This window comes from Streptomyces sp. NPDC048481 (assembly GCF_043200075.1).
Lineage (GTDB): Bacteria > Actinomycetota > Actinomycetes > Streptomycetales > Streptomycetaceae > Streptomyces.
This window is the reverse complement of record NZ_JBICXC010000002.1, coordinates 592,197-614,533: the sequence shown is the minus strand read 5'-3', so window position 1 is coordinate 614,533 and position 22,337 is coordinate 592,197. Positions and strand designations below refer to the sequence as shown.

Below are 22,337 nucleotides of genomic sequence, written 5' to 3'. Positions count from 1 at the left end.
CTGGGAGGGGCCGGGGGAGGCGGGGAATGGGGAAAGGGCTTGTGCGGCGGGCGGAACCGTGAAGGATGGCCGCATGTGGATCGATCTCGTCTCCTCGCTCTCCGCCGGCGTCAAGCTCGGCGGCCCCGCGTGCGAGGAGGAAATGCGGGCGGCCGAGGCCGTGCTGGGGCATCCCCTTCCGGCCGCCCTCAAGGACTTCTGGCGGCTCGCGGACGGCGCGCACGACGAGTACGGGTCCGCGCTCGTCTGCTCGGTCGGCGAAGTGACGGGCCGCAACCTGGAGTTCCGCAGCTCGGCCGACTTCCGCGCCCTCTACATGCCCTTCGACCCGCTGCTGCTCTTCGGCGAGAGCGGCGGCGGCGACCTGTTCGCCTGCGTCGTCAGGCCGCAGCGGCCGGACGTCTTCCTCTGGGACCACGAGAGCGACAGCCGCCGCTGGGTCGCGAACGACCTGGAGGACTACCTGCGCCGCCGCCTCGGCGACGACCCGGAGTGGTACGCGTCGTGGTGAGCCCGGCTCACTCGTTCTTCTTGGGGCGGCCGGCGGCGAGGATCTCGGCGGCGTCCAGAGTGACCTTGGCGCCGATGAGGTCGGGGAGCGTCACGGACTGGCCGGGCGCGTAGAACTGGTGGTTGTCGTAGCCGCCCACGACCGGCTCGGTGAGGACGTGGACGCGCTGGTGCTTGCGGTCGACGACGACGTAGACGGGCACCTTCGCCTGGGCGTACGCGGCGACCTTCGTCCTGAGGTCGTCCTTCCAGTTCCCCGAGGTCACTTCCAGGACCAGGCGGAAGCAGCCGGGGTCGTACGCGTTGTTCTCCACGAAGTGGTCGTCGATGTCGGCGTCGACGATCACCAGGTCGGGAATGGCGTAGTCCTCCGCGCCCGTCGGCAGCCACAGCCCGACGTTCTGGAGGACCTCGGTCTCCGTGCCGTGCAACCCGGCAGCGATGAAGGGAATCATGAGCTGGGTCAGGGCGCGGGCGTGCGGGGCATCCGGTGACGGTGTCACGAGGAGGTGGCCTCCGATGATCTCGACGCGGTAGCCCGGATGACGCTCCATGATCTCGTCGGCGATGGCCGTCAGGGAGAACGGCTCGTCGGCGTAGGGCTGCTCGACGGATGCAGCGGACATCGCGTGCCTCCTCGGGGCCGGTGTCGAGAGCATCATCGTAGGCCGGACGACGCCCCGATGTCCTTCTTGATCACGTTCACCCGATCGTGGCACAGGCACGCCGAAGGCCCCGCTTCCCGGCGGAAACCGGGAAGCGGGGCCCTCGGAACGACGTGCCGGAGGTCGGCGTCAGAAGCGGCGCGTGATCAGCGCCCGCTTCACCTCCTGGATCGCCTTCGTGACCTCGATGCCACGCGGGCAGGCGTCCGTGCAGTTGAACGTCGTACGGCAGCGCCAGACGCCGTCCTTGTCGTTCAGGATCTCCAGCCGCTGCTCGCCCGCCTCGTCACGCGAGTCGAAGATGAAGCGGTGGGCGTTGACGATCGCCGCCGGGCCGAAGTACTGCCCGTCGTTCCAGAACACCGGGCAGGACGACGTGCACGCCGCGCACAGGATGCACTTGGTGGTGTCGTCGAACCGCTCGCGGTCCTCCGCGGTCTGGAAGCGCTCGCGCGTCGGCTCGTTGGTGTCCTTCGTGATCAGGAAGGGCATCACGTCGCGGTACGCCTGGAAGAACGGCTCCATGTCGACGACCAGGTCCTTCAGGACCGTCAGGCCCTTGATGGGCTCGACCGTGATCGGCTTCGCGGGGTTGATGTCCTTGATCAGCGTCTTGCACGCCAGGCGGTTCTTGCCGTTGATCCGCATGGCGTCCGAGCCGCAGATGCCGTGGGCGCAGGAACGGCGGAAGGTGAGGGTGCCGTCGACGTCCCACTTGATCTTGTGGAGGGCGTCGAGGACGCGCTCCTTCGGGTCGATCTCCAGCTGGAAGTCTTCCCACACCGCCTCGGCCGCGACCTCGGGGTTGAAGCGGCGCACGCGGAGGGTGACCGTGATGTACGGGGAGTCGGCGAAGCCGGGCTCGGGGGCGCCGGCCGCGTCCGCCTTGTCGAGGGTCGGGGTTGCCATCAGTACTTACGCTCCATCGGCTGGTAGCGGGTCTGGACGACCGGCTTGTAGTCGAGACGGACGGTCTCGGTGCCGTCGTCGCCCACCTCGCGGTACGCCATGGTGTGGCGCATGAAGTTGACGTCGTCGCGGTTGGGGTAGTCCTCGCGGTAGTGACCGCCGCGGGACTCCTTGCGGGCCAGCGCCGAGACCGCCATGACCTCGGCCAGGTCCAGCAGGTTGCCCAGCTCGACGGCCTCCAGCAGGTCCGTGTTGAACCGCTTGCCCTTGTCCTGGATCGACACGTTCTTGTACCGCTCGCGCAGCTCGGCGATCTTCTCGACCGCCGTCTTGATCGTCTGCTCCGTGCGGAACACCATGACGTTCGCGTCCATGGTCTCCTGGAGCTCGCGGCGCAGGACCGACACGCGCTCGGTGCCCGTGGACGCCCGCAGCCGCTCCACCTGGGCGACGACCAGCTCGGCCGGGTTCTCCGGCAGCTCGACGTAGTCCGCCTTCTGGGAGTACTCGGCGGCGGCGATGCCCGCCCGGCGGCCGAACACGTTGATGTCCAGCAGCGAGTTCGTGCCCAGGCGGTTCGCGCCGTGCACCGACACGCAGGCGACCTCGCCGGCGGCGTACAGGCCCGGCACGACCGTCGTGTTGTCGCTGAGGACCTCGCCCTCGACGTTCGTCGGGATGCCGCCCATGGCGTAGTGCGCGGTGGGCTGGATCGGGATCGGGTCCGTGTAGGGCTCGATGCCGAGGTAGGTGCGCGCGAACTCGGTGATGTCGGGCAGCTTGGCGTCCAGCTGCTCCGGCGGGAGGTGCGTGAGGTCGAGGTAGACGTGGTCGCCCTCGGGGCCGCAGCCGCGGCCTTCGCGGATCTCCGTGTAGATCGAGCGGGAGACGACGTCACGGGACGCGAGGTCCTTCATGACCGGCGCGTACTTCTCCATGAAGCGCTCGCCGTCCTTGTTGCGCAGGATGCCGCCCTCACCGCGGGCGCCCTCCGTCAGCAGGATGCCCATGCGCCAGATGCCGGTCGGGTGGAACTGGAAGAACTCCATGTCCTCCAGCGGCAGCCCGCGCCGGTACACGGCCGCCTGGCCGTCACCGGTCAGGGTGTGCGCGTTCGACGTCACCTTGAAGAACTTGCCGCAGCCGCCGGAGGCGTAGATCACGGCCTTCGCCTGGAAGACGTGGATCTCGCCGGTGGCCAGCTCGTACGCCACCACGCCGGCGGACCTCTTGACGCCGTCGACCTCGGTGATGAGCTGGTCGAGGACGTAGAACTCGTTGTAGAACTCCACGCCCTCCTTCACGCAGTTCTGGTACAGCGTCTGGAGGATCATGTGGCCGGTGCGGTCGGCCGCGTAGCAGGACCGGCGGACCGGGGCCTCGCCGTGGTTGCGGCTGTGACCGCCGAAGCGGCGCTGGTCGATCGTGCCGTCGGGCGTCCGGTTGAACGGCAGGCCCATCTTCTCCAGGTCGAGGACGGAGTCGATGGCCTCCTTCGCCAGGATCTCGGCGGCGTCCTGGTCGACCAGGTAGTCACCGCCCTTGACCGTGTCGAAGGTGTGCCACTCCCAGTTGTCCTCCTCCACGTTGGCGAGCGCGGCGGCCATGCCGCCCTGCGCCGCGCCCGTGTGGGAGCGGGTGGGGTAGAGCTTGGTCAGCACGGCGGTGCGGCTGCGCTTCGTCGACTCGATGGCGGCGCGCATACCGGCGCCGCCGGCGCCGACGATGACGGTGTCGTACTTGTGGATCTTCATGATTCTCGCAACCCCGTGCCTAGCGGATGTTCGGGTCGAAGGTGAAGATCACCAGCGTGCCCAGCAGGATGGTGAACACCGTGGCGGTGTAGAGCAGGCCCTTCAGCCACAGCCGGGTGTTCGCGCGCTCCGCGTAGTCGTTGACGACCGTGCGCAGACCGTTGGCGCCGTGCAGCATCGCGAGCCACAGCATCAGCAGGTCCCAGACCTGCCAGAACGGGGACGCCCAGCGGCCGGCCACGAAGGCGAAGCCGATCTTGGAGACGCCGCCGTCCAGGACGAGCTGGATCAGCAGGTGGCCCAGGACCAGGACGACCAGCACGACGCCGGACAGGCGCATGAACAGCCAGGCGGCCATCTCGAAGTTGCCCCGGGTGGACTTCGGGGTCTTCTTGGTGCGCTTGCGCGGGGCCTCGATGACGGGCGCCGGGTTGTCGACGCCGTAGAAGGCGCCGTCCTCGACGGGGCCGATGCCGGCTGCGGTGGATTCAGTGGTGGCCATCGGTGTCAGCTCCCGAACAGTTCACGAGCGGCGTGCCCGAGAACGGGGTAGACCGCCCCGAGCATCAGCACGAGCCACAGGCCGACGACGCTCCAGAGCATCTGCTTCTGGTAGCGCGGGCCCTTCGACCAGAAGTCGACGGCGATGACGCGCAGACCGTTGAGCGCGTGGAAGAGGATGGCGGCGACGAGGCCGTACTCCAGCAGCGCGACGATCGGGGTCTTGTAGGTGGCTACGACCTTGTCGTAGTCCTCGGGGGAGACACGCACGAGCGCGGTGTCGAGCACGTGGACGAACAGGAAGAAGAAGATGAGGACGCCGGTGACTCGATGAGCCACCCAGGACCACATTCCTTCCCGGCCGCGGTACAGCGTTCCAGCCGGCACGGAAGAACCCTCCGGGAGCGGGGATTGGGGCCTGCCGGCTTCGGTGTCGGACGGGCCCGGCCGGGTACGGTCCACCGGCCCCCAGCATCGTAGCGATGCACCGGCGTCGGGCTTACGCCGGGCCTACCGGTGTGATCAAAGTGGCACGCGTATGGGTGAGCGTCTCCGGCCTCCGGGGAGGGTTATGCGGCCGTCTGACCCGCATTGGGCGGTTGTGGGCCGCGGACGGGCCCGCCCCGGCGGGCCGCGCCCTGCGGCGCGGACGCGCGGATCACGGCCCGGAGGCCCTGAAGCGGCTCGCGAGCCGCGCCTTTCCCAGGCGGCGCAGCTCCTCGGCCGCCACCACCCGCTCGTCCTCGGGATCGTTCGCCAATCGTGACCGGATGCCTTCCAGGACGTGGTCCAGGCGTTCGTCCGGCGGGACGGCCGCCAGGCTGATGACGAAGGCGTGGCCGAAGCGGGCCTCGTAGGCGGCGTGCGCCGCGCCGAGGGCGGTGTGGGCCGCGCCGTACGCGTCGTCCGGCAGGGCGGGCAGGGTCTCCGCGGCCAGTGCCTCCGCCAGATCGGCCGAGGTCAGGTCGTACGCGGCCTCGTCCGACGCGGCCAGGAGGGCGTCCAGGGTCGGATAGGGCCGGTGGGCGGCGACCCGGCGGGCCCAGCCGAGGCTGTGCAGGCAGGCGAGGAGCGTACGGAGCGCCTCGTCGACGGGCGCGTCGTTGAAGCCGCCGAGCAGGGGTGCGCGTGAGGCCCGGGTCTGCGCCGGTATGGCGAGGCAGCCGGAGAGAGGGGAGGGAGGGTGCGCAGGCAGCGTGGATCCTCGCGTCACGTGTGATGTGGCAGGGGATGCAGTGAAGGATGTGTCGCTACGTTATCGAGAGCGGTCAGTACGTGTCCGACGGACGCCTGAATTTCACTCGAACGGGAGAGTTTCAGAACGTGTCGTGGACCCCGTCGCGTGGTCTTCGACGCGCCCGCACGGGACGGGGGTCGTACGGTTGGCGGGGTGAGCAGGCACAGGCATCGGCGGTCGACGCCGAAGACGGAGCCGCGGCGCGGACCCCGGCGCGGGACGCGGGGCGCGGTGGCGCCACGGGCGCTGCTGGCGGGCGGACTGGTCGCCGCGCTCGGCGTCGGACTGGGCGTGTGGGCCTCGTCCGGCGACGACACCGGGACACCGGCCGGGTCGGCCGCCTCCCGGCAGGCGGCCAGGACCTCGGCGGGGGACTCCGCCGCGTCCCCCGCGGCGCCCCCGGCGGCGCCGACGCCCAGCCGCACCTACCCCCTGTCCACCGCGCCCCGGACCATTCCCGCCGTCCGCGCCCACACCCCGGCGCGCGGCCCGGGCTGGCGTCCCGCCGCCACCCACCGGGTCGTGGTGAGCGACGCCGACCTCGCCGACGAGGGCCGGCTGATCGCCGGAGAGCTGGGCATGACGTACGCCGGCCGGAAGAGCGACGTGCGCGCCGGCGACCTGCGGCTGGCGCTCAACGACGACGAGGGCGCGAACCCGGAGTCGTACACCATGACCGTGCGCGGCGGCCGGGTCACCGTCAGCGGGCCCTCCGACGCGGGCGTGTTCTACGGCACCCGCACCCTCAAGCAGGAGGTGCACGGCGGCGGCTCGGCCCCCGAGGGCGTCGTGCGCGACCAGCCCGCCAAACCCCAGCGCGGGTTCACGCTGGACATCGCGCGCAAGTACTTCAGCCCCGACTGGATCGAGGACCGGGTCCGCGAGCTGGGCGACCTCAAGTACAACCAGCTCGGCCTGCACTTCTCCGACGACCAGTCCTTCCGCATCGAGTCCGACAGCCACCCGGAGATCGTCGCCCGCGAGCACCTCACCAAGGCCCAGGTGAAGAGGATCGTCGACCTCGCCGCGAGCCGGCACATCACCGTCGTCCCCGAGATCGACTCGCCGGGGCACCTGGGCGCCGTCCTCGCCGCCCACCCCGAGCTGCAACTGCGCAACGCGAGCGGAGTGGCCACCCGCGGGGCCATCGACATCTCCAAGGGCGCGTCCGCGGACCTCCTGGACGACCTGCTGAACGAGTACGCCGGCGTGTTCCCCGGCGCTTACTGGCACCTCGGCGGCGACGAGTACCAGGCCCTGACGGTGTCCAGCCCGGCCGCCTCCTACCCGCAGCTCGCCGCCGCGGCACGCGCCCGGTACGGCTCCGGCGCGGGCGTCGCCGACCTCACCACGGGCTGGCTCAACGACCGCGCCGACACCGTCCGCGCCCACGACCGGACCATGCGGGTGTGGAACGACGGCTTCTTCCGCGGCACGTCGGTGAAACCGGCCTCCGACCTCGTGGTGGCGTACTGGACCGGCAAGGAGATCGGGGCGCGCCCGCCCGTCGAGTACCTGAACGCGGGCCGCAAGATGCTCAACTACAACGACGAGTACCTCTACTACGTCCTCGGCGAGCCCAACGACTTCGCCTACCCCACCGGGCGGCGCATCTACGAGCAGTGGACCCCGCGCGTGCTGCGCGGCACGACGCCCGTGCCCGCGAAGTACGACGCCCGGATCCTCGGCGGCTCCCTCTCGGTCTGGTGCGACCTCGCCGGCTCCCAGACGCAGGCCCAGGTCGCGGCCGGCATCCGGATGCCGCTGCGGGCGACCTCGCAGAAGCTGTGGGACTCCCGGACGCCCCAGCTGTCCTGGACGCAGTTCACGGCGCTGGCGAACAGGCTGGGCTGAGCCGCCCCGCACCCCTCGACGGTCCTCCTCGCCGTTGGCCGAAACGAGCCGCCTGTGACACTCCTGGCCCGTCGCGCGCAGTAAGGGGAAGTGCGGGCTCCGTAAGGAAGGCGCCCTGGCGAGGGAGGCGTGGATGAGCCTGGTGGAACTGATCGCTCAGGCCGACGAGCGCGGACTGGCGGCCGGCGGGCTGGCTTGTTTGGATCGCTGTCTGCCCCTGTTGGGGGGCGACGACGAGATCCTGCGCCCCCTGTGGGGCAACCTCACGGAGGACGCGGACGCCGCCGAGTGGGGCGAACTGGTGGAACGGGCGCGCGACAAGCTCGGCGCCCCCGCGGCGCAGGACGACGAGGCCGCGCTCCTCGCCCACGGGATGCTGGCGGCGGCCCCGGACGACCGCCGTGCCGCCGGGGTGCGGGCGTGGGCGGACGCCTGTTCCGTCGCCTCGCTCCAAATCCACGGCCTCCTCGACCCCACGCCGGACGACGCCCCCGTCGACTCCCGCCGCGAGGGCCGCACCGAGGGCATGTCGCCCCTGGTCGCCGCCGAACTGCGCCGTCAGGTCACCGTCCTGGAGATCCTCGCGGGCCACGGCGCCGGCGGACTGCGCCACGCGCTGGAGGTGTCCACCGAGGGCCGCCGGGTGCTGCGCGCGGTGGTCTCACGGCGCGCCCGTGGACGCGCCTGAGGCGCGTGAGGCATGGGGTAGGGGAGGCGCGTGAGACGCGGGAGGTTGTGTGGCGTGGCGGGCACGGGAGTCACGTGAGCGCGGTGCGGGGGATGTGGGGCGGTCCTGCACCGGTTCCCGGGAAGACCCCCGATCCGAGTGACACAACGCGCGACGTCCTCGCTCTTCCGAGTGTGACGCGCAGGACGACCGACCACACCGACCGAACCGACGAGACCGGCACGAGCGACAGGACCGGCATGACCGGCGGGGCCGCCCCCTTCGCCCCGCCGGGCGCGCCGGGCCCGTCCGCCCCACCGGGCCCGGCCGACCGGCCTGCCCGGCCCTCCGCGGCCGGCAGGCCGGTGCGATGGGCGGCCGAGGCGGTGGCCGCCGCGCCCGAGGGCGTGCGACCGCACCTCGACCACTCGGCGCAGAGCCTGTGGCGCGTCGACCGGATGATCGAGGAGCTGCGACGTGAGGGCGCGCCCTACGCCTCCGTCGAGGGCGTGCTGCGCGGGCTCGGGGCGTACGCGGGCGAGGTGATCGTCCGGCAGACCGGCGCGCAATGGTGGGCCTCCGGCGGCGACCACTGGGTCCGCACCCCCGACGGCCGCCTCTGGGAGCCCCTCGACGAGGCCCGCCGCTGCCATGCGGGCCACGGCTCCCTGCGCCTGCTGTGCCGGGACGCGATGGGCCCGCGGCGGTAGCGGGCGCGGTGACGCGCGGCGGCGGCGCGTCCGCGGGCTGTGACACTTCCGTGCGGGGCGGCGCTGATGACCGTGGGAGCGCGGCCGCATCCGGGCCCGGTGTCCGGCGGGGGAGCCGCGCGCCCGCACCGCACACCGCACGAACGAGGAACGTCTTGGGCCAGGGAGGGGAACCCCGGCGCGCGCACGCGTACGACGGGGAACTGGGGGCGGCCGTGGCGCGGGCCCAGGCCGGGGACGAGGCCGCGTTCGCCGTGGCGTACCGGATCGTCCAGCCCGGACTGCTCGGTTATCTGCGTGGGATCGTCGGCGAGGAGGCGGAGGACGTGGCGTCCGACGCCTGGCTGGAGATAGCGCGGGACCTGGGGCGGTTCCGCGGCGACGGCGCCGGGTTCCGGGGCTGGACGGCGACCATCGCGCGGCACCGGGCCCTGGACCACCTGCGCCGGCTGCGCGTGCGGCCGCGCTCGGCGGCCCTGGAGCAGGACGCCGTCCTCGACCTGCCCGGACCGCACAGCACGCACGACCTGGCGCTGGAGTCCCTCTCCACCGCCCAGGCCCTGGAGCTGGTGCGCGGGCTGCCCAGGGACCAGGCGGAGGCCGTGCTGCTGCGGGTCGTCATCGGACTGGACGGCCCGGCCGCGGCCCGCGTGCTCGGCAAGCGGCCCGGTGCCGTGCGCACGGCCGCCCACCGGGGGCTGAAGCGGCTCGCCGGACAGCTGGGCGCCGCGGGCGAGGGGGGCGCGCGCGAGCGCGGCGGAGAAGGTGTGACGGATGGTGCGCCCGGGACGCTGGGGGAGTCGACGTGAACGGTGACGCCCCAGGGCCGTATCGATCACCGAGGGATCGACGCACGGCCCACGGACGGGCGGCGCGGCCGGCGGCCGGGCGGGCGGTCGCGACGGACGTTTGGGACAGAGGCGGAAGCGGACATGGGTGAACGGCTGAACGACGGCACGGGCCACGGCCGTCGGCGCGCGCGCCCCGACGACGCCCTCGCCGCCCCGCCGGGGGTGGAGGAGCTGCTCGCCCGTGCCCTGCGCGCGCCGGCCGTCCGCCCGCGCAAGGGCGACGACGGTGACGCGGGCGGCGAGGAGACCGACGGCGTCGAGGTGAGCGTGGGCGAGCGGCGGGCCGTCGCCGCCTTCCGGGCCGCCCGGGACGCCCGGCATGCGCGGGCGGGCCGGGTCCGTCCCCGGCGTCGCGACGACTGGCGGCCGCGGGCCCGGCGGCACACCGCCCGCTCGCTGCGGGTCACGCTCTGCGCCCTGATCGCCGGGATCACGCTCGGCGGGGCCGCGTTCGCCGCGATCGACTCCGGAACGGACGACGACGGCATCGGTGTGGGCGCCGGCGTCGTGAGGGGAGGCGAGGGGCGTCCCCGGCAGTCGGCGGGGGCGGCGGCCGACCCGTCCGGGGCGCTCTCCGCGGTCCCGTCCGCCACGGACGGCGCCGACCGCGACCGTCCGGCGAAGGGCGGGAGCGACGAGGACGCGGCGGCCCGCTGCCGTGCCTACGAGAAGGCCCACGGCCGGGGCGAGCGGCTCGGCCCCGCCGACTGGCGGCGGCTCGTGGCGGCGGCCGGCGGCGAGAAGAACGTCGAGGCGTACTGTGCGGCGCCCGGCCGCCGCGCACCCGCCGCGAAGGGCGGCCCGGCCGGCGAGGCGGGCAGGACGGGCGCCGCCGGCGGGAGCGACCCGGCCGGCACGCCCGGCGGGACCGAGGAGACGGGCGGCGGCACCGGCAGGGCCGGCGGGACCGGCAACTCGGGCGGGGCGGCCGGCGGGACGGGGAAGAGCGGCGGGGCGGCAGCCCGGCCGGACGGGACGGCGCGGCCCGTACCGCGGGCACGGCCGGGCGAGGCGACGACGACGCGCCGGTGAAGGCCGGGACGAAGGCCCCGACGCCGATGCGGCGACGGCGGCCGTGACGGCGAGGGCGAGGGCGCGGGACGCCGGGGGCCGGCGACGGGCGTGAGCGGGGCCGCCAAGGCAACGGCCGAGGCCGCCACCCCCCACAGGAGAGGCCCCGGCCGTCGCGCGGCACGGGCCGCGCGGCGGCCCGTACTCCCTACAGCGCCGGGAGTGCGTTTTCTGTCACACCCCGAGCACGTCCACCGCGTCACGAGTTAGTTGCATGTTCTACGGACATGGACGCGCGGCTGTTTCAGGTCGTAACGTGCCTTTCGCGCCGGACGGCCAAGCGGCAGACCACCGCGAACGACCTGCGGTCAGAAACCGCGCACCATCGACCGAGGAACCACGACGTGGGGGACGACGCGGAGCTGACTGCCGCGGTGCTCGCGGCACAGAACGGGGACGAGAGCGCGTTCCGGACCGTGTACCGCGCTGTGCACCCGCGGCTGCTCGGCTACGTGCGCACGCTGGTCGGGGACCTCGACGCCGAGGACGTGACCTCGGAGGCCTGGTTGCAGGTCGCCCGCGACCTGGACAGGTTCAGCGGCGACGCCGACCGCTTCCGCGGCTGGGCCGCCCGCATCGCCCGCAACCGCGCCCTGGACCACATACGCATGCGCGGCAGACGCCCGGCGACGGTCGCCGACGAGACCGAGCTGACCGGCCGGGCCGCGGCGTCCGACACCGCGGGCGAGGCCATGGAGGCGCTGGCCACCGGCCGCACCCTCGGCCTCATCGCCCGGCTGCCGCAGGACCAGGCCGAGGCGGTCGTCCTGCGCGTGGTGGTCGGACTGGACGCCAAGACGGCCGCCGAGACGCTCGGCAAACGCCCCGGCGCGGTCCGCACCGCGGCGCACCGGGGTCTGAAGAAGCTCGCCGAACTGCTGCGCGACGACGCGGAGTCGACTGGGGCGCTCGACGCGCTGCCGCCTCAGCGGGGTCCCCGCTCACGCGCGGTGTCCGCGGGTGTGACGCATGTGCGTACGCGGACGCAGAAGGACATGTGATGGCCGACAAGCAGGACAGGTGGCTCGACCGGGAAACGGCGGAGCGTCTGCTGCGCGGGGAGTCACCGGACAACGCTGTCGACGGCGCGGCCCGCGAGGAGGCCGAACGGCTCGCCCGGACCCTGGGCGCATTGGCAGCTCTCTCCGATCCGCCGGAGTCCCCGACGGCGTCCGCGCCGCACGGGCGGTCCGCGACGTCCGCCGGGCGACCGCTCGACGACGAGGAACTCCCCGGTGAGGCCGCGGCCCTGGCCGCCTTCCGCAAGGCGCACGCGGACCGCGCCGACCCCGCCTTCCGCCCCGCCGGCCCGGCCACGTCCGGCCCGATCGCGCCGTCCGGCCGCGGCGGACGGTTCCCGCGCGACGAGGTGTTCGCCGACGGCGGCCTGGTGCGCATCGGCGGGCCGCTGCCGCCGGCCGGCCGCACCTCCCGCTGGGGCCGCCCCGCGCGTCTGGGGCTCGCCGCGGCACTGGCCGTCGGCATGGCCGGCGGGGTGGCGGTCGCGAACGGCACGGGCCTGCTGCCGGGCCCGTTCGGCCGCACGGAACCGGGCCGCCCCGTGACCTCCGTGTCCGCCCCGGCGTCCCCGCCCGCGCTCGTTCCGCCGTCCCCGAGCGCCTCGGACACGCCCGGCGGCGGCACGGTCCCGGGGACGCCGGGCGGCGACGGGGCGCCCACGGGCGACGGGACGCCCACCGGCCGGGCGAAGGACGGCGGCGCCTCGGCCGCACCGGGACCGCTCGGCGGGTGGCCGCCCGGCGTCGTCGTGTCCTGCCGTGAACTCGACTCCGGCAAGGCGCCGAACGCCCAGCACCGGCGCGCCCTGGAGCACCGGGCGGGCGGCTCGAAGCGGGTCCCGGCGTACTGCGCGGGGGTCCTGGACGGCGTCGGCGCGAGCGCCCGGGGCGAGGGCCGCGGCAACGGCGACGGGAAGGGCGCCACCGGCCGCAACGGCGCAAAGAGCGGCGCGACCGGCGGGAACGGGGACGGATCGAAGGGCCACGGCGGCTCCGACGGCAAGTCCGGCCGGCGCGACGACGGCGACGAGGACCGCGACGCGGGCCACGGTCAGCACCGGGGCGCCCCCCACCCGGCCCCTCACGCGATCCCCCACGACGGGAAAGGCGCGGACGGCGGAAAGGGCGCGGGCGGCGGGAAGTCCGCGACCGGCGGGACCGGTGGGAACGCGGGCGCCGGGACGATCATGACGGCCGCCGTCATCACGGCCACTGACGGCGGCCGTCGCCACGGCCACTGACGGCGGCCGTCGCCACGGCCACTGACGGCGGCCGTCGCCATGCCCCCTGACCTGCGGTTTTGCGGATCGCCGAAATTTTTCGGTGAGGGGTGTGACGTTTTCCGCCGGTGGAACGCAGTAACAAGTGAGCCGACTGGTCATCGGCCGTTGCACTGAGCCGGGGTTCCCCCCGTACCTTCGGCTCGTGCGCCTGGCGCGGGCGGGACACGTTCCCCCGGTCCCGCCCGCGCCCCTTGAATTCCCAGCCCCGCCCCACCCCTGGCCTTCCGGCATTGTGGGGTCCGTCGCCCGCGGCCATCCTGTGAGGGAGGTCCCGGAGCGGACAGACCCAGCGGGAGGCATCGCGGCCATGGCGCGTGAGTCGGAGTCCGGACTGCCCATCGAACCGGTCTACGGGCCGCAGGACCTGGCCGGCTGGGATCCCGCCGAGAGGCTGGGCGAGCCGGGCTCGCCCCCCTTCACCCGGGGCGTGTACCCCTCGATGTACACCGGCCGCCCCTGGACCATGCGCCAGTACGCGGGCTTCGGCACCGCGGCGGAGTCCAACGCCCGCTACCGGCAGCTGATCGCCCACGGCACCACGGGCCTGTCGGTCGCCTTCGACCTGCCCACCCAGATGGGCCACGACTCCGACGCCCCCCTCGCACACGGCGAGGTCGGCAAGGTGGGCGTGGCGATCGACTCGGTCGAGGACATGCGCGTGCTGTTCGACGGGATCCCGCTGGACCAGGTCTCGACGTCGATGACGATCAACGCGCCCGCGGCGCTGCTCCTGCTGATGTACCAGCTGGTCGGCGAGGAGCAGGGCGTCCCGGCGGCGAGCCTCACCGGCACGGTCCAGAACGACGTCCTCAAGGAGTACATCGCGCGCGGCACCTACATCTTCCCGCCGAAGCCCTCGCTGCGGCTGGTCGCCGACCTCTTCCGCTACTGCCGGGCCGAGATCCCGAAGTGGAACACCATCTCGATCTCCGGCTACCACATGGCGGAGGCGGGAGCCTCGCCCGTGCAGGAGATCGCCTTCACCCTGGCCGACGGCGTCGAGTACGTGCGCACGGCGGTGGCGGCGGGGATGGACGTGGACGACTTCGCGCCCCGCCTCTCCTTCTTCTTCGTCGCCCGCACGACCCTCCTCGAAGAGGTCGCGAAGTTCCGTGCCGCGCGCCGGATCTGGGCCCGCGTGATGAAGGAGGAGTTCGGCGCGCGCGACCCCAGATCGCTGATGCTGCGCTTCCACACGCAGACGGCCGGCGTGCAGCTCACGGCCCAGCAGCCGGAGGTGAACCTGGTGCGGGTCGCCGTCCAGGGGCTGGCCGCGGTCCTCGGCGGCACCCAGTCCCTGCACACCAACTCCTTCGACGAGGCGATCGCGCTGCCCACGGACAAGAGCGCGCGCCTCGCCCTGCGCACCCAGCAGGTGCTGGCCCACGAGACGGACGTGACGGCGACCGTCGACCCCTTCGCCGGTTCCTACGCCGTCGAGCGGATGACCGACGACGTCGAGGAGGCGGCCGTCGCACTCATGCGCAGGGTCGAGGACCTCGGCGGCGCGGTGGCGGCCATCGAGCACGGCTTCCAGAAGGGCGAGATCGAGCACAACGCCTACCGCATCGCCCAGGAGACCGACTCCGGCGAGCGGGTCGTGGTGGGCGTCAACCGCTTCCGGCTCGACGCCGAGGAGCCGTACGAGCCGCTGCGCGTCGACCCGGCCATCGAGGCCCGGCAGGCGGAACGGCTCGCCACGCTGCGGGCCGGGCGCGACACGGCGGCGGTCGACCGGGCCCTGGACGCCCTGAAGAAGGCGGCGCGCGGCGAGGACAACGTCCTGTACCCGATGAAGGACGCGCTGCGGGCCCGGGCGACGGTGGGCGAGGTGAGCGACGCCCTGCGCACGGTCTGGGGCACGTACGTGCCCACCGACGCCTTCTGACCCGGACCGCGCGCTCCCGACGTCAGCCCCGGACGGTCACCGCGGAAAAGGACCGCTCGCCGCCCGCCCCCGGCCCGTCGAGTCCCAGCCGCTCGCGGTAGGCGGCCGCCCCCGCCGCCGACTCGCCCGCCCAGCCGACGTGGCCGTCCGGGCGGACCAGGAAGACCCCGTCGTCCAGCGTGAGCAGGGTCCAGTCCGGGCCCCGGAGCAGGTCGAAGAGGCGGACGCCGTCCACCGTCAGGTCCGGGACGCGGTCGCCGGCGCGCAGCGTGCCCGGGGCCGGCCTGGTCTCCTCGCTCAGCGACGACCGCCGGTAGTGCAGGCCCAGCTGCCGGGTTCCCGCGCCCCGGCGCGCCTCGTCCCGGTGGATCGCCGTCGACAGGCCGAGGACGTGCTCGGCGACCGGCCGCCGCTCCTCCTCGTAGGTGTCGAGCAGAGCCCGCGGCGCCCGCCCGCGCAGCACCGCGCCCAGCTTCCAGCCCAGGTTGTACGCGTCCTGGACGCTGGTGTTCAGGCCCTGGCCGCCGGCCGGGGAGTGGATGTGCGCCGCGTCCCCGGCCAGGAAGACGCGGCCCTCGCGGAAGCGGTCCGCGAGGGCCGCGCGGGGACGGAAATCGGAGGACCAGAGGACCTCGGTGACGTCCCCGGGCGCGAGGTGCGTGCGCTCGGCGATCGCCGCGCGGACGCCGTCCGGGGAGAGGTCGATGTCCGTGCCCTCCGGGAAGCGGGCCGTCACCTGGAATTCCTCCGTGCCGGCCAGCGGGCAGACCGACGCGTAGCCCGCGCCTCCGTCGCCCGGCGGGAAGACGTGCCACAGGTCCCGGTCCAGCGCCGGGATGCGCACGTCCGCCACCAGCAGCGGGTCCGGGTCGACGGTCTCGCCCGTCATGGCGATGCCGAGCGCCCGGCGGACCGCCGAACGGCCTCCGTCGGCGGCGACCGCGTACCGGGCGCGGATCTCCTCGCCGGAGGCGAGACGCGCCGTCACCCCGTCCTCGTCCTGGTCGACGCCCACGACCTCGAGGCCGAAGGCGACCGTGCCGCCGAGTTCCTCCAGCCGCGCCCGCAGGATCTCCTGGTTGCGCCACTGCGGGACCATCCAGGGCACGGTGAAACGGGTGATCTCCTCGCCCTCCCGCACCGGGTCGAAGATGCGGTGCTCCCCGGTCCGCCGGCCGTCCTGCCAGACCGTCCCCGTCGGATACGGGCCCCCGGCGGCGAGGATCGCGTCGAGGACGCCGAGGTCCTCGTAGACCTCCATGGTGCGCGGCTGGAGCCCCTTGCCGCGGGAGCCGGGGGCGAGGGCCGCGCCCCGCTCCACCACCAGCGCGTCCACGCCGCGCCGGGCCAGGTCGATGCCGAGGGCGAGGCCGGTGGGGCCCGCGCCGACGATCAGGACGTCCACGGTCCCGCCCGTCCCGGTCCCGCCCGTTCCCGTCCCGTCGATCCCTGTCTCGTTCATCCCCGTCTCCTTAACGTTGTTAAGTGATGCCGTTCCCCGAGAGTGGCCTTAACGGCGTTAAGCTGTCAAGCGTGAGCACCGAACGACGCACGCCCCTGGACCGCGAGCGGGTCGCCGGCACCGCCCTGCGGCTGCTGAACGAGGTGGGTCTCGACGGCCTGACGCTGCGGGCCATCGCCCGTGAGCTGGACGTCAAGGCGCCCGCCCTGTACTGGCACTTCAAGGACAAGCAGGCCCTGCTCGACGAGATGGCCACCGAGATGTACCGGCGGATGCTCGCCGGAGCCGTCCTCGACCCCGCCGACACCTGGCGGGAGCGGCTGCGCGCGTCCAACCGCGGCCTGCGCGAGGCGCTGCGCCGCTACCGCGACGGCGCGAAGGTCTTCAGCGGCTCACGCTTCACCGCCCTCGTGCACGCCGAGCAGATGGAGGACACCCTGCGCCTGCTCACGGCCGCCGGGTTCACCCTCGCCCAGGCCGTCCGGGCCACCTCGACGAGCTACGCGTACACCCTCGGCTTCGTCACCGAGGAGCAGGGCGTCCAGCCGCTGCCAGGCGAACGGCGCGAGGGATACGACGTCGACGAGCGGGCGCGACGGATGCGGGACTTCCCACTGGCCGCGCGGGCGGGGGCAGAGATCTTCGCCGACTACGACCGGCACTTCGAGGAGGGCCTGGAGATCGTGCTGGCCGGGATCGCCGCGCGGTACGGGATCGGCAGCGACGCCGACGCCCCGCGTGGCGGGGGAGCCGGGGGCGGGTGATGATGCCGGGATCGGTCCCGGAACGTGGACAGCTCCGGCGTGCCTCGAGCCGTCCGTGGTATCCGTGAAAGGAAGGAAGAACTGTGGGAGCCGAACCGGAATCGGCGGAGTTTACCCACCCCTCACAGCAGCCATGCGCCGCGCGGCCGACTTTTCTTCGCCTTACGGGTTGAAGTTTTGTTGATCGTAGGTCGGTCGACCGCTTCGGCGTCCTACCCTTCAGAGGGTGAAGCAACTGATGTCCCGAGAGTCCGAGGCCGATCCTTCAGGCGAAAAAGCCCTCCCCGGCGTACTGCCGGAGGTGCTGCGCGCAGAGCTGGTGGCCTTCCGCCGCGACCTGCACATGCACCCTGAGCTGGGCAACCAGGAATTCCGTACGACGGCCGCGATCAAGGCCCGCCTGGAGAAGGCGGGGCTCGAACCACGCGTGCTCGCGGTCGGGACCGGCCTCATCTGCGACATCGGGAACGTGGCCGCGGCCGGCGTCCCCGTCCTGGCCATGCGCGCCGACATCGACGCGCTGCCCATCCCGGACACCAAGACCGAGTGCGCCTACCGGTCCACCGTGCCCGACCGCGCCCACGCCTGCGGCCACGACGTGCACACCACCGTCGTCCTCGGCGCCGGACTGGTCCTGGCCGAACTGCACAGCCGCGGCCTCCTCCCGCGCCCCGTACGGCTGATCTTCCAGCCCGCCGAGGAGGTGCTCCCCGGCGGCGCCGCCGACGCCATCGAGGACGGCGCGCTGGACGGCGTCGGCCGGATCATCGCCGTGCACTGCGACCCGCGGGTCGACGCGGGCCGGATCGGCCTGCGCGAGGGAGCCATCACCTCGGCCTGCGACCGGCTGGAGATCTCCCTCGACGGGCCCGGCGGCCACACCGCCCGCCCCCACCTCACCACCGACCTGGTCACGGCGGCCGCCCGCGTGGTCACCGACGTGCCCGCACTGGTCGGGCGGCGGGTCGACACCCGCGCCGGCCTCGCGGTCACCTGGGGCCGGATCGAGAGCGGTCACGCGCCCAACGTGATCCCGCAGCACGCCGAACTGTCCGGCACGGTCCGCTGCCTGGACATCGAGGCGTGGCGGCAGGCCCCGGACATCGTCGTCGCGGCCATCGACGAGGTCGCCAACCTGCACCGCGCCAAGTCCGAGATCAACTACGTGCGCGGCGTCCCGCCCGTCGTCAACGACGGCGACGTCACCGATCTGCTGCGCGACGCCATGGTCGCCCGGCGCGGCGAGAGCGGCGTCGAGGGCACCGAGCAGAGCCTCGGCGGCGAGGACTTCTCCTGGTACCTGGAGCGGGTCCCCGGCGCGATGGCCCGCCTCGGCGTCCGGCCCCCCGGCGAGCGCACCGTCCGCGACCTGCACCAGGGCGACTTCGACGCGGACGAGTCGGCGATCACCGCAGGCGTCGAACTCTTCACGGCGGCAGCCCTCCTGGACGCCTCCACCAGATAGCCGACTCGGCGCCCGGCCCGGCATCACAGCGCGCCGGGCCGCGAGACATCAGGTTCCACCGGGCCCGCGCTGCCGGGCGTCGGGCCGTCGGGCATCGAGTCCGCCGGGCTCGGCCCCACCGGGCATCGGGCCCGCGGGACATCAGGCTCGCCCGGCACGACCGGAGGGCGCGGCGCGCGAGGACGCGCGACGCGCAGCTCGCACGGCCGCGCCCGCGCGACGCCCCCGGCCGGGTTCCGGCTGAGGCCCCGGCCCGGAACCCGCGCCGCCCCGACCGGGCACGCGCGTGGCCCCCAGCGAGATCCCGCACGACGTGTCCGGCCGGGACCCGCGTGACGTCCCCGCCGGAGCCCGTGAACCTCTGGCCCGGCACCCGCGTGTCGCATCCGGCCGGGGCCCGCGACCCCGGCCCGTCCCCGCGGGGCCCCCGGCCCGTCCCCGCGCGCCCCCCGGTCGGCATCCGCGCGGCCCGCTGCCGGTCCCTGCCTGACGCCCCCTGCCGGGGCCAGTGACACTCGGGGCCCATCTCGCGTGACGTCCCCGCCCGGAACGCGTGAACCCCCGGCCCGGCACCCGCGCGACCCCCCGGTCGGTATCGGCGCGGCCCGCTGCCGGTCCCCGCCTGCCCCCCCCCCGACCGGGACCCGTGACACTCGGGGCCCATCTCGCGTGACGTCCCCGCCCGCAACCCGTGAACCGCTGGCCCGGCACCCGCGCGTCGCATCCGGCCGGGGCCCGCGACCCCGGCCCGTCCCCGCGCGCCTCCCGGTCGGCATCCGTGCGGCCCGCTGCCGGTCCCCGCCTGACGCCCCCCGACCGGGACCCGTGACACTCCGGGCCGGTCTCGCGTGACGTCCCCGCCCGGAACGCGTGAACCCCGGCCCGGCACCGGCGTGACCCCCCGGCAGGAACCCGCGAACCCCGGCCCCTCCCCGCGCCCCCCCTGACGCCCCCCGCCCGTCACGCCTGACGCCCCCCGGCCGGTCCCCGCCTGACGCCACCTTGTCGGGACCCGCCTGACGCTCCCGCCCAGGGCCCGCGTGATGCTCCCGCCCCCCTCCCGAAACCGCCTCTTCGTCCCGTTGGGTGATGTGGGCGTAACCGGTGGGGCGGGGCCGTGGGCCGGTGGCGGCACGAATCGGTAACGGCCGGGAGGAACCCCGTTCCCCTCGCCTTCTACGCGCGTTACTGTGCGCCGGAATCGCCACCGGGAAGGGCTTGTCGGGGAAGCCTTCGCGAGGGCTCCAGCATGGGGACAGCGGGCCGGTGACGGCGCCGTGGGGATCGAAGGGGTGCTTGCTGTGCGTCTGAATTCTCGGAGGACCGGACTGACCCGGGCCGCGGTGACCGTCGCGGTCGTCGCCCTCGCCGCCGCGGGCTGCGGCAAGTCCAGCAACGACTCCGGCAAGGCCGGTGACACGGAGTCCGGCAAGTACTCCGGCAAGGGCATCGGCCTCGCCTACGACATCGGCGGAAAGGGCGACCAGTCTTTCAACGACGCCGCCTACGCCGGTTTCCAGAAGGCCGAGAAGGAGTTCAAGATCGGCGGCCAGGACATCGAGCCGCAGGACGGCGAGTCCGACGCGGACAAGGTCCAGCGGCTCACCCAGCTGGCCCAGTCCGGCTTCAACCCGGTGATCGGCGTCGGCTTCGTCTACGCTCCCGCCGTCAAGGCCGTCGCCGCCAAGTTCCCGAAGACCACCTTCGGGATCATCGACGACGAGCAGGTGCAGGCCAAGAACGTGGCCGACCTGGTCTTCCACGAGGAGCAGGCCTCCTACCTGGCCGGCGTCGCAGCGGCCAAGGCCTCCAAGAAGGGGCACATCGGCTTCATCGGCGGCGTGGACATCCCGCTGATCCACAAGTTCGAGGCCGGCTACGTCCAGGGCGCCAAGTCGGTCGACCCGAAGATCAAGATCGAGTCGCAGTACCTGACGGAGACCCCCCAGGAGGGCGGCTTCTCCAGCCCCGACAAGGGCAAGGACGCGGCCAGCGGCCAGATCGAGGCCGGCGCCGACGTGCTCTACCACGCGGCCGGGCTGTCCGGGCAGGGCGTGATCTCCGAGGCGGCCGCCAAGAAGGTGTGGGTCGTCGGGGTCGACTCCGACCAGTACAGCCAGAGCTCGCTGGCGGCCTACAAGGACCACATCCTCGGCTCCGCGCTCAAGAACGTCGGCGGCGCGGTCTACGACCTGGTGAAGTCCGTCGTGGACGGCAAGCCGCTGTCCGGCGTGGTGCGCGGCAGCCTCTCCAACGACGGCGTGGGCTTCGCCGACTCCAACCCGAAGTACAAGGCCATGACCGACGTCGTCGCGGCCGTCGACAAGGCCAAGAAGGACATCGTCGACGGCACGGTCACGGTCAACACGAAGTAACGGCCGGAAAACCCCTCGCGCCACCGGCGGCTGCGCCCTTACGAGCGTCTTCGCAGCCCATACGCCCCTTGCTTCCCGCAAGGGGCGTTCTGCTGTCCGTAACCTGGGCTCCATCTGTGGCCACAGCTCGGTAACGGACCGGACAGAAGGGTTTTTCCGTCTGGTCTACGCGCGTTACGCTGCGGCGGAACCAGCGCCTGGTTTGGGCGCTTGCACAAAGGAGTCAAGTTCCATGCGCCGGGTGTCCCGAATCGCGGCTGCGGGTGTTGCCACCGCAGCTCTCGCCGTGACCGTTTCCGCTTGTGGAAGCTCGTCCACGTCGTCGTCCTCGTCCAACAGCAGTGACAAGACCCTGGGCCTCGCCCTCGCGTACGACGTCGGCGGCAAGGGCGACCAGTCCTTCAACGACGCCGCCACGGCGGGCCTGGAGAAGGCCGACAAGGAGTTCGGCTACAAGTCCTCCGCGGTCGAGCCGCAGGACGGCGAGTCCGACGCGGACAAGGTGCAGCGCCTGGAGAGCCTCGCCAAGCAGGGCTACAACCCGGTGATCGGCGTCGGCTTCGCCTACGCGCCGGCCGTCAAGACGGTCGCCGCCAAGTACCCGAAGACCACCTTCGGCATCGTCGACGACGAGCAGATCAAGGCCGACAACGTCGCCGACCTGGTCTTCCACGAGGAGCAGGCCTCCTACCTCGCCGGCGTCGCCGCCGCCAAGGCCACCAAGACCAACACCGTCGGCTTCGTCGGCGGCGTGGACGTCCCCCTGATCCACAAGTTCGAGGCCGGCTTCAAGCAGGGCGTCGAGGACACCAAGAAGGGCGTCAAGGTCAAGTCGCAGTACCTGACCGAGACCGCCGCCGAGGGCGGCTTCTCCAGCCCGGACAAGGGCGAGAGCGCCGCCGAGGGCCAGATCGACGCCGGTGCGGACGTCGTCTACGCCGCCGCGGGTCTGTCCGGCCAGGGCGTCATCAAGGCCGCGAACGCCCACAAGGTCTGGGCCATCGGCGTCGACTCCGACCAGTACAAGCAGGACGCGCTGAAGGCCTACAAGGCGTCGATCCTGACGTCGGCCATGAAGAACGTCGAGGGCGCGGTCTACACGCTGGCCAAGTCCGTGCACGACGGCAAGCCGGCCACCGGCGTCGTCCGCGGCAGCCTCGAGAACGGCGGCGTGAGCGTGTCGAACTCGAACCCGGCCTTCGCGAACAACGCCGACATCCAGGCCGCGATCAAGAAGGCCGAAGAGGGCATCAAGAGCGGCGCCATCACGGTGAAGACCTCCTGACCCCACGGTGCTGACCCGGTCAGAACACTTGGCCGGGGACCCGCTGCAATGACAGCGTTACGGCCAC

At 73.2% G+C, this 22,337-nt stretch carries 20 protein-coding genes; 13 read left to right on the top strand and 7 right to left on the bottom strand.

Going from position 1 to position 22,337, the window contains the following annotated elements:
* Positions 1–73: 73 nt before the first annotated feature.
* On the top strand, positions 74–511 hold the full coding sequence (locus ACGFSH_RS08915) for an SMI1/KNR4 family protein (RefSeq protein ID WP_393346394.1): 438 nt from the start codon (positions 74–76) through the stop codon (positions 509–511).
* A gap of 7 nt (positions 512–518) precedes the next feature.
* On the opposite strand, the gene ACGFSH_RS08910 is transcribed toward ACGFSH_RS08915, so the two are convergent.
* From ACGFSH_RS08910 to ACGFSH_RS08885, 6 genes are all read right to left on the bottom strand, one after another.
* Positions 519–1,136 carry a Uma2 family endonuclease gene (locus ACGFSH_RS08910; RefSeq protein WP_393346392.1) on the bottom strand — a complete coding sequence of 206 codons (618 nt, stop codon included), beginning with the start codon at positions 1,134–1,136 and terminating at the stop codon, positions 519–521.
* Between the two features lie 168 nt (positions 1,137–1,304).
* Positions 1,305–2,084 carry a succinate dehydrogenase iron-sulfur subunit gene (locus ACGFSH_RS08905; RefSeq protein WP_393346390.1) on the bottom strand — a complete coding sequence of 260 codons (780 nt, stop codon included), beginning with the start codon at positions 2,082–2,084 and terminating at the stop codon, positions 1,305–1,307.
* Positions 2,084–3,838 (bottom strand): succinate dehydrogenase flavoprotein subunit, encoded by a 1,755-nt coding sequence (sdhA, locus tag ACGFSH_RS08900; protein ID WP_256917348.1) that lies wholly within the window; start codon positions 3,836–3,838, stop codon positions 2,084–2,086. Before sdhA ends, ACGFSH_RS08905 begins: the two co-directional genes overlap by 1 nt.
* Positions 3,839–3,857: 19 nt before the next feature.
* On the bottom strand, positions 3,858–4,340 hold the full coding sequence (locus ACGFSH_RS08895) for a succinate dehydrogenase hydrophobic membrane anchor subunit (protein WP_256917347.1): 483 nt from the start codon (positions 4,338–4,340) through the stop codon (positions 3,858–3,860).
* A 5-nt stretch (positions 4,341–4,345) separates the two neighbouring features.
* Positions 4,346–4,726 carry a succinate dehydrogenase, cytochrome b556 subunit gene (gene sdhC, locus ACGFSH_RS08890; protein ID WP_393346387.1) on the bottom strand — a complete coding sequence of 127 codons (381 nt, stop codon included), beginning with the start codon at positions 4,724–4,726 and terminating at the stop codon, positions 4,346–4,348.
* A gap of 271 nt (positions 4,727–4,997) precedes the next feature.
* Positions 4,998–5,552 (bottom strand): 2-oxo-4-hydroxy-4-carboxy-5-ureidoimidazoline decarboxylase, encoded by a 555-nt coding sequence (locus tag ACGFSH_RS08885; protein WP_393346385.1) that lies wholly within the window; start codon positions 5,550–5,552, stop codon positions 4,998–5,000.
* A gap of 273 nt (positions 5,553–5,825) precedes the next feature.
* Here ACGFSH_RS08885 and ACGFSH_RS08880 point away from each other — a divergent pair, with 273 nt between their 5' ends.
* The 8 genes from ACGFSH_RS08880 (at position 5,826) to ACGFSH_RS08845 (ending at position 14,919) form a co-directional block, all read left to right on the top strand.
* A complete protein-coding gene (locus ACGFSH_RS08880; protein ID WP_393346970.1) occupies positions 5,826–7,430 on the top strand; it encodes a glycoside hydrolase family 20 protein in 1,605 nt (534 codons plus the stop codon).
* Between the two features lie 133 nt (positions 7,431–7,563).
* Positions 7,564–8,118, top strand: a complete 555-nt coding sequence (locus ACGFSH_RS08875) for a hypothetical protein (RefSeq protein WP_393346383.1) — start codon at positions 7,564–7,566, stop codon at positions 8,116–8,118.
* 239 nt (positions 8,119–8,357) lie between these two features.
* Positions 8,358–8,807, top strand: a complete 450-nt coding sequence (locus tag ACGFSH_RS08870; RefSeq protein WP_393346968.1) for a hypothetical protein — start codon at positions 8,358–8,360, stop codon at positions 8,805–8,807.
* Between the two features lie 155 nt (positions 8,808–8,962).
* Positions 8,963–9,616 (top strand): RNA polymerase sigma factor, encoded by a 654-nt coding sequence (locus tag ACGFSH_RS08865; protein WP_393346381.1) that lies wholly within the window; start codon positions 8,963–8,965, stop codon positions 9,614–9,616.
* A gap of 123 nt (positions 9,617–9,739) precedes the next feature.
* Positions 9,740–10,690, top strand: coding sequence for a hypothetical protein (locus ACGFSH_RS08860; protein WP_393346379.1), 951 nt, complete (start codon positions 9,740–9,742; stop codon positions 10,688–10,690).
* A 383-nt stretch (positions 10,691–11,073) separates the two neighbouring features.
* Positions 11,074–11,730, top strand: coding sequence for an RNA polymerase sigma factor (locus ACGFSH_RS08855; RefSeq protein WP_393346377.1), 657 nt, complete (start codon positions 11,074–11,076; stop codon positions 11,728–11,730).
* A complete protein-coding gene (locus ACGFSH_RS08850) occupies positions 11,730–12,989 on the top strand; it encodes a hypothetical protein (protein WP_393346375.1) in 1,260 nt (419 codons plus the stop codon). The genes ACGFSH_RS08855 and ACGFSH_RS08850 overlap by 1 nt, the downstream gene beginning before the upstream one ends.
* Before the next feature lie 349 nt (positions 12,990–13,338).
* The gene (locus tag ACGFSH_RS08845; RefSeq protein WP_393346373.1) at positions 13,339–14,919 is read left to right on the top strand and encodes a methylmalonyl-CoA mutase; all 1,581 of its coding nucleotides are present in this window, start codon (positions 13,339–13,341) and stop codon (positions 14,917–14,919) included.
* A 22-nt stretch (positions 14,920–14,941) separates the two neighbouring features.
* On the opposite strand, the gene ACGFSH_RS08840 is transcribed toward ACGFSH_RS08845, so the two are convergent.
* Complete coding sequence (locus tag ACGFSH_RS08840) at positions 14,942–16,381, bottom strand: FAD-dependent monooxygenase (RefSeq protein WP_393346372.1); 1,440 nt, start codon at positions 16,379–16,381, stop codon at positions 14,942–14,944.
* Between the two features lie 71 nt (positions 16,382–16,452).
* On the opposite strand from ACGFSH_RS08840, the gene ACGFSH_RS08835 reads away from it, so the two are divergent.
* The 4 genes from ACGFSH_RS08835 to ACGFSH_RS08820 all read left to right on the top strand — a co-directional run bounded on the left by ACGFSH_RS08835 (position 16,453) and on the right by ACGFSH_RS08820 (position 22,270).
* Positions 16,453–17,145 (top strand): TetR/AcrR family transcriptional regulator C-terminal domain-containing protein, encoded by a 693-nt coding sequence (locus ACGFSH_RS08835; protein ID WP_393346370.1) that lies wholly within the window; start codon positions 16,453–16,455, stop codon positions 17,143–17,145.
* Between the two features lie 238 nt (positions 17,146–17,383).
* Positions 17,384–18,610 (top strand): M20 family metallopeptidase, encoded by a 1,227-nt coding sequence (locus tag ACGFSH_RS08830; RefSeq protein WP_393346966.1) that lies wholly within the window; start codon positions 17,384–17,386, stop codon positions 18,608–18,610.
* A gap of 1,343 nt (positions 18,611–19,953) precedes the next feature.
* Positions 19,954–20,985: a BMP family protein gene (locus tag ACGFSH_RS08825; RefSeq protein ID WP_393346964.1), complete on the top strand. Its 1,032-nt coding sequence runs from the start codon at positions 19,954–19,956 to the stop codon at positions 20,983–20,985.
* Between the two features lie 232 nt (positions 20,986–21,217).
* Complete coding sequence (locus ACGFSH_RS08820; RefSeq protein WP_393346368.1) at positions 21,218–22,270, top strand: BMP family protein; 1,053 nt, start codon at positions 21,218–21,220, stop codon at positions 22,268–22,270.
* Positions 22,271–22,337: the final 67 nt, after the last annotated feature.